The organism is Brevundimonas nasdae (assembly GCF_016654005.1).
GTDB lineage: Bacteria > Pseudomonadota > Alphaproteobacteria > Caulobacterales > Caulobacteraceae > Brevundimonas > Brevundimonas nasdae.
Genome location: NZ_JAEPWN010000001.1, coordinates 602,026 through 614,497, shown reverse-complemented (window position 1 = coordinate 614,497; position 12,472 = coordinate 602,026). Strand labels below are relative to the sequence as shown.

General features: G+C 65.8%; 11 protein-coding genes. 4 read left to right on the top strand and 7 right to left on the bottom strand.

Annotation, left to right across the window (positions count from 1 at the left end):
* Window positions 1-93 precede the first annotated feature (93 nt).
* Window positions 94-1,017 carry an Hsp33 family molecular chaperone gene (locus JKF87_RS02960; protein ID WP_307417333.1) on the top strand — a complete coding sequence of 308 codons (924 nt, stop codon included), beginning with the start codon at window positions 94-96 and terminating at the stop codon, window positions 1,015-1,017.
* 33 nt (window positions 1,018-1,050) lie between these two features.
* Here the strand turns inward: JKF87_RS02960 and JKF87_RS02955 are convergent, their stop codons facing one another.
* The 7 genes from JKF87_RS02955 to JKF87_RS02925 form a co-directional block, all read right to left on the bottom strand.
* Window positions 1,051-1,770: a CPBP family intramembrane glutamic endopeptidase, BDIM_20840 family gene (locus JKF87_RS02955; protein ID WP_201097061.1), complete on the bottom strand. Its 720-nt coding sequence runs from the start codon at window positions 1,768-1,770 to the stop codon at window positions 1,051-1,053.
* Between the two features lie 100 nt (window positions 1,771-1,870).
* On the bottom strand, window positions 1,871-2,563 hold the full coding sequence (gene phoB, locus JKF87_RS02950; protein WP_201097060.1) for a phosphate regulon transcriptional regulator PhoB: 693 nt from the start codon (window positions 2,561-2,563) through the stop codon (window positions 1,871-1,873).
* 20 nt (window positions 2,564-2,583) lie between these two features.
* Window positions 2,584-3,315, bottom strand: a complete 732-nt coding sequence (gene phoU / locus JKF87_RS02945; RefSeq protein WP_201097058.1) for a phosphate signaling complex protein PhoU — start codon at window positions 3,313-3,315, stop codon at window positions 2,584-2,586.
* Window positions 3,315-4,250 (bottom strand): phosphate ABC transporter ATP-binding protein PstB, encoded by a 936-nt coding sequence (pstB, locus tag JKF87_RS02940; protein WP_201097057.1) that lies wholly within the window; start codon window positions 4,248-4,250, stop codon window positions 3,315-3,317. Before pstB ends, phoU begins: the two co-directional genes overlap by 1 nt.
* Window positions 4,251-4,254: 4 nt before the next feature.
* Window positions 4,255-5,556 (bottom strand): phosphate ABC transporter permease PstA, encoded by a 1,302-nt coding sequence (gene pstA, locus JKF87_RS02935; protein WP_201097056.1) that lies wholly within the window; start codon window positions 5,554-5,556, stop codon window positions 4,255-4,257.
* Window positions 5,549-6,979 (bottom strand): phosphate ABC transporter permease subunit PstC, encoded by a 1,431-nt coding sequence (gene pstC, locus JKF87_RS02930; RefSeq protein WP_201097055.1) that lies wholly within the window; start codon window positions 6,977-6,979, stop codon window positions 5,549-5,551. The genes pstA and pstC overlap by 8 nt, the downstream gene beginning before the upstream one ends.
* 149 nt (window positions 6,980-7,128) lie before the next feature.
* Window positions 7,129-8,544, bottom strand: coding sequence for a sensor histidine kinase (locus JKF87_RS02925; RefSeq protein WP_201097054.1), 1,416 nt, complete (start codon window positions 8,542-8,544; stop codon window positions 7,129-7,131).
* A 164-nt stretch (window positions 8,545-8,708) separates the two neighbouring features.
* On the opposite strand from JKF87_RS02925, the gene JKF87_RS02920 reads away from it, so the two are divergent.
* From JKF87_RS02920 to pth, 3 genes are all read left to right on the top strand, one after another.
* Complete coding sequence (locus JKF87_RS02920; RefSeq protein WP_307417294.1) at window positions 8,709-10,997, top strand: ATP-binding protein; 2,289 nt, start codon at window positions 8,709-8,711, stop codon at window positions 10,995-10,997.
* 137 nt (window positions 10,998-11,134) lie between these two features.
* Window positions 11,135-11,752, top strand: coding sequence for a 50S ribosomal protein L25/general stress protein Ctc (locus JKF87_RS02915; RefSeq protein ID WP_201097053.1), 618 nt, complete (start codon window positions 11,135-11,137; stop codon window positions 11,750-11,752).
* Between the two features lie 86 nt (window positions 11,753-11,838).
* On the top strand, window positions 11,839-12,447 hold the full coding sequence (pth, locus tag JKF87_RS02910; protein WP_201097051.1) for an aminoacyl-tRNA hydrolase: 609 nt from the start codon (window positions 11,839-11,841) through the stop codon (window positions 12,445-12,447).
* Window positions 12,448-12,472: the final 25 nt, after the last annotated feature.

Here is a 12,472-nt window from a genome sequence, read left to right as displayed (position 1 = left end):
CCCATTTGCGGCCCGTTCATACCCCCTTACCAACCGACGCTCGGGCGCCTACATAGCCCCGATCCCGAAATGACGAACCCCAAGGACACCGCCGTGACCGATCACGCGCCTCACAACGCCGTTTCAGACGACCTGGCCGCCGCCTTCCAGATCGAAGGCTGGCCCGTGCGCGGCCGCCTGGTCCGCCTGGGCGCCGCCATCGACAAGATTCTGGCGGCCCACGCCTATCCCGAGCCGGTCGCCGCCCTGCTGGGCGAAGCCTGCGCGCTGGCGGCCCTGATCGGCTCCAGCCTGAAGTTCGACGGTCGCCTGATGGTTCAGGCCCAGGGCGACGGGCCCGTGCGCTATGTCGTCGCCGACTACGGCACCGACGGGACGCTGCGCGGCTATTGCCGTTATGACGCCGATGAAGTCGCCGAGGTCTCCAAGGGCTTTGCGCGTCCCGGCGCCCAGACCCTGCTGGGCAAGGGCGTCTTCGTCATGACGCTGGACCGCGGCGCCGACTTCGAACGCACCCAGGGCATCACCCCTATCGAGGGCGAATGCCTGTCGCTATGCGCCGAACACTATTTTGAACAGTCCGAACAGGTGCCGACCAAGGTGCGTCTGGCGGTCGGTTCGGTCCAGACCGCTTCGGGCGCCCAATGGCGTGCGGGCGGGGCCATGATCCAGATCATCGCCGGCGACACCACCCGCGGCTCGACCGAAGAGGTCTGGGACCGCACCCGCGCCCTGTTCGGCACCCTGGCTGACGACGAGTTGATCGACCCGACCATCTCGCCGGAAACCCTGCTGTTCCGCCTGTTCCACGAGGATGGCGTGCGGCTGGAAGGCGCCAAGGCCCTGACCGCCGTCTGCCGCTGCTCCAAGGACCGTATCGCCGCCGTCCTGGCCTCGTTCGACCCGGCCGAGCGCGCCGACATGGTCGAGGACGACGGCCAGATCCGCGTCACCTGCGAATACTGCGCCACCGTCTATGAACTGACGCCTGACGAAGTCGTGGCGGAACAGATCTGAGCCGTTCCTGTGCTGGTCTGGCGTGGCGACACGTCAGACCAGCATGAAGATCACATTGCCGAAGTTGTGCATCACGATCGGCAGCAGCAGGCTTCCGGTCTTTTCCTTCAGCCAGACCAGCAGCAGGGCCGACACGCCGGTCGTCGCCATCAGCACCGGCTCGAAGCTGAAGCCCCCGTCCGAATAGCCCAGCGCATGCATCAGGCCGAAGGCCACGGACGACACCACCGCGCCCCAGCCCATCTGCGCCCCCAACACCTGCACCGGCTTGCCGAACGCCTCGTTCAACATCAGCAGCAGCACGCCGCGATAGAACAACTCCTCGTCAAATCCCGGCATGGTCATCTCGAAGGCCAGGCTGTCGATGTCGAAGCCCTCGCCGGGGAAATACAGCGCCAGTCCCAGAAACAGCGCCGCCAACAGCCCCGACAGGATCAACGCGCCCGGCAGTCCTTTGCGGTCCTGTCTCAGCGTCAGGCCCACGCGCTTCCAGCCCAGAACCGGCAGGCTGGCGACGGCCAACGACAGGACGACGGCCAGCGTCTTGCCTTCCCAGTTCCACTTGGACGGCCAGAAGCTCAACGAGATGTGGCCGTATCCGCGCGTCAGCACGGCGTCATAGACGACCATCAGCACCAGGGCGGCGACGAACCAGCCCCAGCCGACCCGCCCTTTTGCCAGAAGCACGCCCGCCAGAGCGACCGCCCCAACAGCGCCGACCCAGGCCAGCGTCGCAATTATCGCATCAGGCATACGCCCTCTCCTCCATGTTCTTCGTCATGGAGGCCCGGACCGCGTCGAGCAGATGCACATTGCTGAAATTTAACGAAAACTCGCGCTGTTCAGCGCCGGATCAGCCTTCCAGATCCAGTGAATAGCCGGCCGAACGCACGGTGCGGATCGGGTTGGCGCTTTCGTCGGCGATGGCCAGAGCCTTGCGAAGACGGCCGACGTGGACGTCCACGGTGCGGGCTTCGACATAGACGTCCGAACCCCAAACGGCGTCCAGCAGTTGCTCACGGCTGAACACCCGGCCCGGATGCTGCATGAAGTGATCCAGCAGGCGGAACTCAGTCGGGCCCAGGTGGACCTCCTTGCCGTCGCGCTTCACCCGGTGCGAGACGCGGTCGATGATGATGTCGCCGTGATTCAGGCGGTCGTCAGCCAGACCCGGACGGATACGGCGCAGCACCGCGCGGATGCGGGCGATCAGTTCAACCATCGAGAAAGGCTTGGTCAGATAGTCGTCGGCGCCGGTGTCCAGGCCACGCACCCGGTCGCTTTCCTCGCCGCGCGCCGTCAGCATGATGATCGGCAGGTTGCGTGTCTCGGCCTTGCCCCGGATGCGGCGGCAGACCTCGATCCCCGACAGCTTGGGCAGCATCCAGTCCAGCAACACCAGATCAGGCTGGCGCTCGTCGATCTGGAGCATCCCCTCTTCGCCATCGGCGGCGACGGTGACGTCGTAGCCTTCCTTCTCGAGATTGTACTGAAGAAGGGTCGCCAGGGCGTCCTCGTCTTCCATCACAAGGATATAGGGCTGCACGTCGTGTCTCCGGTCTCGGCTCAGTGCGTGTGGGTCGAAATATTCGGCGTCGGATCAGAGTCCTCGGCCGTCGGCTGGGCGCGCGGGCGTTCGCCCACAATGTCCTCGCCTGTGATCTCGTAGTGGACGGTCTCGGCGATATTGGTCGCGTGGTCGCCGATCCGCTCCAGGTTCTTGGCCATGAACAGCAGATGGGTGCAGGCGCCGATCGTGCGCGGGTCGCCCATCATGTAGGTCAGCAGTTCGCGGAACAGGGCGTTGTAATGCTCGTCGACCTCATCGTCCGTCTGCCAGACAGCGACCGCGCGATCCAGTTCGGAGGCCGTATAGGCGTCCAGCACGTCACGCAGGCGGGTCGAGACCAGCCGTCCCATCCGTTCGATGGAACGGGTCAGAGGCTGCATCGGCTCGCTGTCGGCCAGGATCAGGGCGCGCTTGGCGATATTCTTGGCCAGGTCGCCGGTGCGTTCCAGATCGGTGGCGATCTTCATGGCCCCCAGGGTGCGGCGCAGGTCGCTGGCGACCGGCTGGCGCAGGGCGATCAGGCGGATGGCCTTCTTCTCGACGTCGCGATGAAGCGCGTCCAGCTTCAGGTCACGCTCAACCACCGCGCGGGCCAGTGCCACATCGCGGCGGGCGACGGAATCGATGGCGTCCGCGACCTGGGCCTCGGCCAGGCCGCCCATGCGGGCGATCTCCGCCGTGATCTGGTTCAGTTCGTCGCCATAAGCCTTGACCGTATGCTGGTTCATTAGCCGAAGCGTCCCGTGATGTAGTCCAGGGTGCGGCGTTCGCGCGGATTCTGGAAGATGTCTTCCGTATCCCCGGTCTCGACCAGTCGGCCCATGTGGAAGAAGGCGGTGCGTTGCGACACCCGTGCGGCCTGGGCCATCGAGTGGGTGACGATGACGATGCAGAACCGCTCGCGCAGTTCGTCGATCAGCTCCTCGATCCGCGCGGTGGCGATGGGGTCCAGCGCCGAGCAGGGTTCGTCCATCAGGATGACTTCCGGGTTCACCGCGATGGCGCGGGCGATGACCAGACGCTGCTGCTGACCGCCCGACAGGCCCATGGCCGACGACTGCAGGCGGTCGGCGACCTCGTCCCACAGGCCGGCGCGCTTCAGGGCGCTTTCGACAACGCCGTCCATCTCGGACTTGGCGCTGACCAGGCCGTGGATTTTCGGGCCGTAGGCGACGTTCTCGTAGATCGACTTCGGGAAGGGGTTTGGACGCTGGAACACCATGCCGACGCGCGCGCGCAGCAGCACCGGGTCGATGGACCGGTCGTTGATGTCCTCGTCGTCCATCGCGATCCGGCCGGTGACCCGGCATCCGGCGATGGTGTCGTTCATGCGGTTCATGGTCCGCAGGAAGGTCGACTTGCCGCAACCCGACGGGCCGATCAGGGCCGTGACGGTCTTGTCCGGGATGTCCAGCGACACGTCGAACAGCGCCTGTTTGTCGCCGTAGAAGACGCCCACATCGCGTGCGGCGATCTTGATCGGCCCGACCGGCGGGCTGTCGACAACGGCCGGACCTGTGACCGGCTCGGCGTCTTCCAGACGGCCTTCGGACACGTCGGCCTTGCCCATTTTGATCTGGGGCAGGATGCGCGGCGTCTCGGCGGCTTCAGCCGGGCCTGCGCCAGTCTGATCTTCGGCGGAGCGGAAAATACGGAATTTCATTCTCTTACCACCGACGCTCGAAGCGCCGCCTCAGGATGATGGCCGCCGCATTCATCACGATCATGAAGGCCAGAAGCACCATGATCGCGGCGGCGGTACGTTCGTGGAACGCCCGCTCCGAGGCGTTCTCCCAGATGTAGATCAGCGACGGCAGCGCCCCGACAGGCTCGTCGATCGCGTGCGGCACGCCCGGCACGAAGCTGACCATGCCGATCAGCAGCAGGGGCGCGGTCTCGCCCAGGGCGTGGGCCATCGAGATGATGGCGCCGGTCATGACGCCGGGCATAGCCAGCGGCAGGACGTGGCTGAACACGGTCTGGGTCCGTGACGCCCCCATGGCCAGCGCGGCCTCGCGGATCGACGGCGGCACCGCTTTCAGCGACGAGCGCGTGGCGATGATCAGGGTCGGCAAAGCCATCAGGGCCAGCACCAGACCGCCGACAATCGGACTGGCCCGCGGCAGGTGCATCCAGTTGATGAACAGAGCCAGACCCAGCAGGCCGTAAACAATCGACGGCACGGCGGCCAGATTGTTGATGTTGACCTCGATGATGTCGGTCCAGCGGTTCTTGGGCGCGAACTCTTCCAGCCAGACGGCGGCCCCGACGCCCAGCGGAATGGCGATCAGGGCGGTGACCAGCAGCATCAGGGCCGAACCGACCACGGCGCCCAGCACGCCCGCCAGCTCGGGCTGGGTCGAGTCGCCATTGGTGAACAGGGCCGTGTTGAAGTGCGAACCGACGACGCCTTCACGCTGCATCCGCTCCAGCCAGTCGATCTGCTGGTTCGACAGGCGGCGTTGATCCTCGGGCGTCTCCTTGGAGATTTCCCCCTTCAGATAAAGGTCGGCGTCATCCGACAGGGGGGCGGCGATGGGCACCGTCTCGCCGATCACGTCAGAGCGTTTGGCCACCAGATCGGCGGCGACGAACTTGAGCTCCGACGAGAACAGACGGCGCATCTGCGCAGCCTTGCTGCCCACCTCGTCGTCCTGAATTCCCCAGCGCGCCAACTGCTGCTCGGCGGCCAGTTGCTCGAAATTCGTTCCCTGCGGATAGGCGCGGTCAACGCGCGCCGGGTCCAGATAGACCGGCACGGTGACGGTGTGGGTGTAGAAGGCCGTGTGCCCCTGCTCGACGATGCGCGCCAGCAGGATCACCAGGAAGACCACGGCCGCGCCGATCGCCAGACGACCGTACAGCTTGAACCGGGTCTCACGGGCGTGGCGGCGCTTCAGGCCTGCGCGCAAGCGTTCCAGCCGGGCGTCAGCGGCCGCGCCGATCTGTTCGGGGGTCGCGTCAGTCATACTGCTCTCGGTAGGTCTGGACGATGCGCTGGGCGATGATGTTCAGCAGCAGGGTGACCAGGAACAGGGTCAGGCCCAGACCAAAGGCCGACAGGGTCTTGGCGCTGTTGAACTCCTGGTCGCCGGTCAGCAGGGTCACGATCTGCACGGTCACCGTCGTCACCGTGTCCAGCGGGTTCAGCGTCAGGTTGGCGGCCAGGCCCGCCGCCATGGTCACGATCATGGTCTCGCCAATGGCGCGCGATACGGCCAGCAGCAGGGCGCCCGCGATGCCAGGCAGGGCGGCGGGCAACAGAACCCGCTTCACGGTTTCCGACTTGGTGGCGCCCATGGCGAATGACCCGTCACGCAGGCTTTGCGGCACGGCGTTCAGGATGTCGTCGGACAGGGAGGAAACGAACGGGATCAGCATGATCCCCATGACGGCGCCGGCGGTCAGAGCCATCTGGTTCTGCACCAGCGCCAGGTATTGGCCCAGGCCGTCCAGAGGCCCGCCCATCAGGAACAGGCCGATCTCGTTGAAGAAGACGCGCAAAGCTGGCCCGACGGTCAGGGCGGCGAAGAAGCCGTAAACCACGGTCGGCACCCCGGCCAGAATCTCCAGCACCGGCTTGATGACCGAACGGGTGTTCCGGCCCGCATACTCCGACAGATAGATGGCCGACATCAGGCCGATGGGCGCCGCCACGCACATGGCGATGATCATGATCAGGAAGGTGCCTGCGAACAGAGGCACAGCCCCGAAGGCGCCCGACGATCCGACCTGATCGGCGCGAATGGCGATCTGCGGGCTCCACTTGGTCCCGAACAGGAAGTCAAAGACCGGCACCTTTTCAAAGAACCGGAAGCTGTCGAAGGCCAGGGAGGCGATGATCCCCACCGTCGTCAGGATGGCGACCACCGAACAGACGAACAGCGCGCCCCAGATCCAGCCCTCGACGCGGTTTCTGGCGCGGGTCTTGGGGCGTATCTGCGTAGAGACGAACAGGCCGCCCAGAATGGCCGCCAGCAGGGCCGCAAGACCCGAGCCCCATTGCAGGGTGCGCTCGATGCTGACCATGCGGCGCGCCTCGATCGGCAGCTGCTCGGCCAGCGGACGCTCCCAGATCTGCAGGGCGGGCTGGCCGTGGCCGACGCGCTGGGCGTCTGCGAAGAAGGCCTGGCGGCGGAAGGGCTCCAGCGCGGTGACGGAATCGGGCGTGTCCACCGCGATCAGCTGACGCTCCAACGGCCCTGAGAAGACACCGGACAGGATGACCACCACCAGAGCCGGAACCGCCACCCAGATCAGGGCGTAGGCGCCATGCTGGCCGGGGCGCGAATGCGGACGGGCGCCGACTGCGCGACGGCGCGCAAGTTCACGGCCGCCCACATAGGCGCCCGCGCCAAGCGCGAAGATGACGAGCAGATAGATCCAGATCATTCGGTGTCCGAAAGGAGCGAAGGCGAATCGGCACAGCGGCCCGCAACAGCAGGAGCGATGCGGCGCGAGTTCTGCCCGTTAATGGTCAGCGGATTACGACGGGTCCGTGACAGTTCCATTACAGCGACGGCCCGCCGCGAAATGAAGTCTCAGTCGGCGAGCGGCGTCGTGCGAACGTCCCGACGTTCCACCACCATCGGGAACCAAGCCGTGAAGGCCGCCCCCATGCCGGGCGCGCTTTCGACCAGCAGGCCGCCCTGGTGACGATTGACGATGTGTTTGACGATAGCCAGGCCCAGCCCCGTGCCCAGGCGTTCGCCGCTCTTCTGGCCCTCGACGCGATAGAAACGCTCGGTCAGACGCGGCAGATGCTCTCGCGCCATGCCCGGCCCATGATCGCGCACAGTGACCGCCGCATAGAAGACGCCTGACGCCCGATCTGGCGACACCAGCGGCAGGCGCGTGGCCCCCGCCATCCGGGCCGCGCCCGCCTCGTCGAACCCCAGGTCCGAAACGACGGTGATCTCGACCACGCCACCCGGCGACGAATATTTGACGGCGTTGTCGAGCAAGTTCTGAACCACCTGGACGATTTCGTCGCGGTCGCCGTTGATGGAGGCCCTCGCCTCCCCCTGATCCAGAACGACCGAGATGGCCTTTTCCTTGACCAGAACACTGACCGCATCGACGACGTCGGCGGCGGCCCGGTCCAGATCGACCCGCCCCGACGGCGGGATGTGCTCGTTCAGTTCGATGCGGCTAAGCGACAGCAGGTCCGCCACCAGCCGCGTCATCCGGTCCGCCTGGGCGGCCATGATGTCCAGGAACCGGTCGCGCGCCACGGCGTCATCGCGCGCATGGCCTTTCAGCGTCTCGATGAAGCCGCTCAGCGACGCCAGCGGGGTGCGCAGTTCGTGGCTGGCGTTGGCCAGAAAATCGACGCGCATCATCTCGGTGCGCCGCGCATCCGTCTCGTCACGCAGGATCACCAGCGCCAGCGGATCGGCTCCCGGCGCCTGCTCCAGCGGACGTGTCCAGGCCCGCCAGCGCCGGTCGCGCTGACCGCCGGTCGTATAGTCCGTGGTGCGCGACACCCCGCCGAACAGGGCCTCATCCACCGCCTCCAGCACGCCGGGTTCGCGGATCACCTGAACCAGAAGCGCCCCCTGACGCTGAATCCGCATCAGTTCGCGCGCGGCGTGATTGGCCATGATGATGCGCCGCCCGGCGATGTCATCCGGCTCGCCGCCGCTGACGATCAGAACCGGATCATCCAGCGCTTCGAACACCCGGTCCAGCAGATCGCCGCCGATCAGGCTGGGTTGAAGATCGACCTGCCCGCCTTCCAGCACCGGCTCGGTCGGTTCGGGCGCCGACGGCATGTTCAGCAACCAGGCCGATACAGCAATCAGCACCGCTCCGCCGATCAGCCAGACCGCCAGTTCGGGATGAACAAAGGCCAGTCCGATCATCACCACCAGCGAAATCGCCACACTGGTTCCCACCGTCCACAGGCGGGACGTGAAGGTCGGCGCGACCGGAGACGGAGAGATTTCGTAGGGCATGTCGAGGCAATCTGCGGCGGAAGCCGTGCGAATCCTATCCTTGCACGGATTCTGTGACGGCGTGCCGACAGTGGGCCGATGCAAATGACACTCTGACGCGAAATACGCTTCACCCACGGTTTCTTTAGAAGTTGCCGTCAAGCTGCGCTTCAAAGGGGAGTGTCGTGGACCGGTTATTCAACTGCATCGTTCATGCCCATGACTGGCGGATCACCATCCTGGCCGCCGTCATCTGCGTGGTCGGCATCAGCGGCGCCATTCGCCTGATCGAAAGGGCGCGCATCGCCGATGGCCCCCGCCGGATGCGTCTGGCCATAGCTTCGGGCCTGACCGCCGCCCTGTCCGCCTGGGCCACTCATTTCGTCGCCATGCAGGGGTTCATTGCAGGCGTCCCCCTGACCTACGACACCATGTTGACGGTCGTGTCGCTTGGCGTCGCCGTGGTCACGGTCACTTTTGCAGCCTGTATCCTGATTGCCGGGTTCAGCCGCCTGTGGCGCACCATGGGTGTGCTGATCGCCATCTCCGGCATCGGGGCCATGCATTACACCGGCATGGCCGCCCTGAAGGTTGCGGCCCATATCAGCTGGGAGCCCTGGCTGGTCGCCGCCTCCATCGGATGCAGCCTGCTGATCGCCGGACTGTCCGGTTTCTTCTACAAGCGCGCAGGGCTAGTCCGGCTGATCATCGCCGGCGTCGGCGGGGCGCTGGCGATCATCGTGCTGCATTTCTTCGGCATGGCGGCGCTCAACATCACGCCCGACCCGACCTACACCGTGCATGGAGGCCTGTCGCCCGTCACCATGCAGGCCGTGGCCACCGCCATCGCCGCCACCGTCGGCGGCATCGCCGCCAGCCTGGCCTATATGGCCTATTCGTCGCGCGCCGGAGCCCTGCGCCGCATCCGCGAGGCGGTGGACGCCATGCCGGATGGGCTGAGCTTCTTCGACCTCAACGACCGGCTGGTGCTTTGGAACGCCCGCTATGCCGAGGTGAACCCGGAAATGGGGCCCTATCTTCAGGTCGGAACGCCCTATCGCGACCTGTTGATGGTCGGCATCAACGAGGGGCGCTACCTCGACGCGGTGGGCCGTGAGGAGGCCTGGATCACTGAACGCCTGACCGCGCGCCGCCAGCTGTCCAGCAGCAGCGAGGAGCAGACCTCGAACGGCCGCTGGCTGCGGATTCAGGACCGCCGCACCTCAGAGGGCGGCATCGTCACCGTCTGCAACGACATCACTATTCTGAAACGCGACGCCCAGGCCCTGGCCGAGGCCCGCGACGCCGCCGAAGAGGCCAATGTCGCCAAGAGCCATTTCCTGGCCAACATGAGCCACGAGATTCGCACCCCCCTGAACGGTGTGATCGGCCTGGCCCAGGCCCTGGCCAAGACTGAACTGACGCCGACCCAGCGCGAGATGCTGGATCTGATGCAGTCGTCGGGCCAGACGCTGCAGACCCTGCTGGGCGACATCCTGGATCTGGCGCGGGTCGAATCAGGCAAGCTGGAGCTGACTGAAGACGCCTTCCACCTGGCCGCCGCCGCGCGTGAAGCCGCCCAACTCTATGCCGAGATCGCCCGTGAAAAGGCCCTGAGCTTCCACGTCGACATCGACATCGAAGAGGGGCTTTGGGTGCGTGGCGACGCCGTGCGCCTGAAGCAGGTGCTGACCAACCTGATCTCCAACGCCGTCAAGTTCACGACCGAGGGCTTCGTCAGCCTGACGGTGCAGTACGGGCCGGACCATAATAACCTGCCGTCCATCCGCTTCACGGTGGAGGACACGGGCATCGGCTTCGACGCGGCGACCCGCACACGCCTGTTCCAGCGATTCGAACAGGCGGACGGCGCCATCACGCGGCGCTTCGGCGGATCGGGCCTGGGCCTGTCCATCTGCCGCCATCTGGCCGAAATGATGGGCGGCGCGCTGGATTGCGAAAGCGAACCCGGCGGCGGATCGGCCTTCATCCTGACCATGCCCCTGATCCAATGCGACGCGCCCGCTCACAAAGAGCCCAAGCCTGTCCCGTCGTCCAAGGACGCAGACGGGCTTCGCCGACGGGTGCTGGTGGCGGACGACCACCCGGTCAACCGCCGCGTCATCGAACTGATTCTGACCCAGGCCGATGTCGAGACCATCATGGCCGAAAACGGGGTTGAGGCGCTGGACGCCTTCCGCGCCGGACATTTCGACCTTGTGCTGATGGACATGCAGATGCCCGTCATGGACGGCCTGACCGCCACACAGGAGATTCGCCTGCTGGAGCTGACCGAGGGCCGCGCCCGCACGCCGATCATCATGTTGACGGCCAACGCCATGCCGGAGCATGTCGCGGCAGGACGCGCGGCTGGCGTGGATCACCATCTGGCCAAGCCTTTCAACGCGGCGGAACTGCTGGCCTTGACGGCTGATCCCTCCGTCCTGCTCAAGGATCAGGTCGCCGCAGCCTGAAAGTCGAGCCTTAATGCGGTTGCGCCCCGTGCCTGATGCGTGTAATAGCCCGCGCTCTTGAATTCGAGGGTTCATGACCCCCGCCGCGCGGGCCCTTTCGTCAGCGCGGCGTTTCCGTTGTTTGTTGAGGCAGCCAGATGGCCGAGATCATTCTGAACGTTGACGTTCGTCAAGGCACCGGCACCGGCGGCGCGCGCGCCGTTCGTCGTGCAGGCGCCGTGCCGGGCATCCTGTACGGCGGCGAGCAAGCCCCCGTCGCTATTTCGGTGAACGAGAAGGACTTCAAGAAGTCGCTCTACACCGGCAAGCTGCTGGGCCACCTGGTCACGCTGAAGTACGGCGAAGAGACCCAGCCGGTCATCGCCAAGGACATCCAGTTCGACCCCGTGTCGGACCGTCCCGTCCACTTCGACCTGATGCGCGTCGACGCCAAGGGCGAGATCAAGATCTCGGTTCCGGTTCACTTCAAGAACGCTGACGAAGCGCCGTTCTCGCGTCAGGGCGGTTCGCTTGAAGTCGTTCGCCACGAAGTTGAAATCGCCGTTCGCGCCGACAAGATCCCGGAAGAACTGGTTGTCGACCTGACCGCTTCGCAAATCGGCGACACCATCCGCATGTCGGACATCAAGCTGCCCAAGGGCGCTTCGGCTACGATCACCGACCGCGATTTCGTGATCGCCACGATCAAGGTCTCGTCGGCCGCCCAATCGGAAGCCGCTGATGAAGCAGCCGCCGCCGCTGAGGCTGAAGGCTAAGCCTTCGCGTCATCGACAGGATTTGGCCCCGCCCGGTTCGCCTGGCGGGGCTTTTCTTTGCTCGCCGCAACCGGCATGAGGACGCCATGATCATCATCGCGGGGCTCGGCAATCCGGGCGGAAAATACGAAAAGAACCGTCACAACATCGGCTTCATGGCCGCAGACGAGATCGCGCGCCGCTGGCGCTTCGGCCCCCAGCGCGCCAAGTTCCAGTCGATCATCTCCGAGGGCGAGGTCGACGGGACCAAGGTCCTGCTGATGAAGCCCCAGACCTATATGAACGAAAGCGGTCGCGCCGTCGGCGAGGCGGCGCGCTTCTACAAGATCAAGCCCAGCGAAATCATCATCTTCCATGACGAGATCGATCTGGCGCCGGGCCGTTTCCGCATGAAGACCGGCGGCGGGGCGGCGGGCCAGAACGGCATCCGTTCGCTGATCAGCCACCTGGGCGCCGACTTCCGTCGCGGGCGCATGGGCATCGGCCATCCGGGCGAAAAGGAACTGGTCATGCCGCACGTCCTGGGCGACTTCCACAAGGCGGAGCAGCCATGGCTGGACGCCCTGCTCCAGGCCTGCGCCGACGCCCTGCCCTTCGCCGTCGCCGGCGACGACGAACGCTATCAGGGCGAGGTCATGCGTCTGGCCCCCGCACCCAAGTTCAGCCCCCGCCAGGCCGCGCGCGGCGAACTGTAGGACTATCCGCCCCACTAGGCGTTGC

Excerpts from the sequence above, each read along its gene's own strand:
- JKF87_RS02955 (WP_201097061.1), bottom strand. The coding sequence starts at position 1,770 with ATGCCTGATGCGATAATTGCGACGCTGGCCTGGGTCGGCGCTGTTGGG.
- phoU (WP_201097058.1), bottom strand. The coding sequence starts at position 3,315 with ATGAACCAGCATACGGTCAAGGCTTATGGCGACGAACTGAACCAGATC.
- pstB (WP_201097057.1), bottom strand. The coding sequence starts at position 4,250 with ATGAAATTCCGTATTTTCCGCTCCGCCGAAGATCAGACTGGCGCAGGC.
- pstA (WP_201097056.1), bottom strand. The coding sequence starts at position 5,556 with ATGACTGACGCGACCCCCGAACAGATCGGCGCGGCCGCTGACGCCCGG.
- pstC (WP_201097055.1), bottom strand. The coding sequence starts at position 6,979 with ATGATCTGGATCTATCTGCTCGTCATCTTCGCGCTTGGCGCGGGCGCC.
- JKF87_RS02925 (WP_201097054.1), bottom strand. The coding sequence starts at position 8,544 with ATGCCCTACGAAATCTCTCCGTCTCCGGTCGCGCCGACCTTCACGTCC.
- JKF87_RS02915 (WP_201097053.1), top strand. The coding sequence starts at position 11,135 with ATGGCCGAGATCATTCTGAACGTTGACGTTCGTCAAGGCACCGGCACC.
- pth (WP_201097051.1), top strand. The coding sequence starts at position 11,839 with ATGATCATCATCGCGGGGCTCGGCAATCCGGGCGGAAAATACGAAAAG.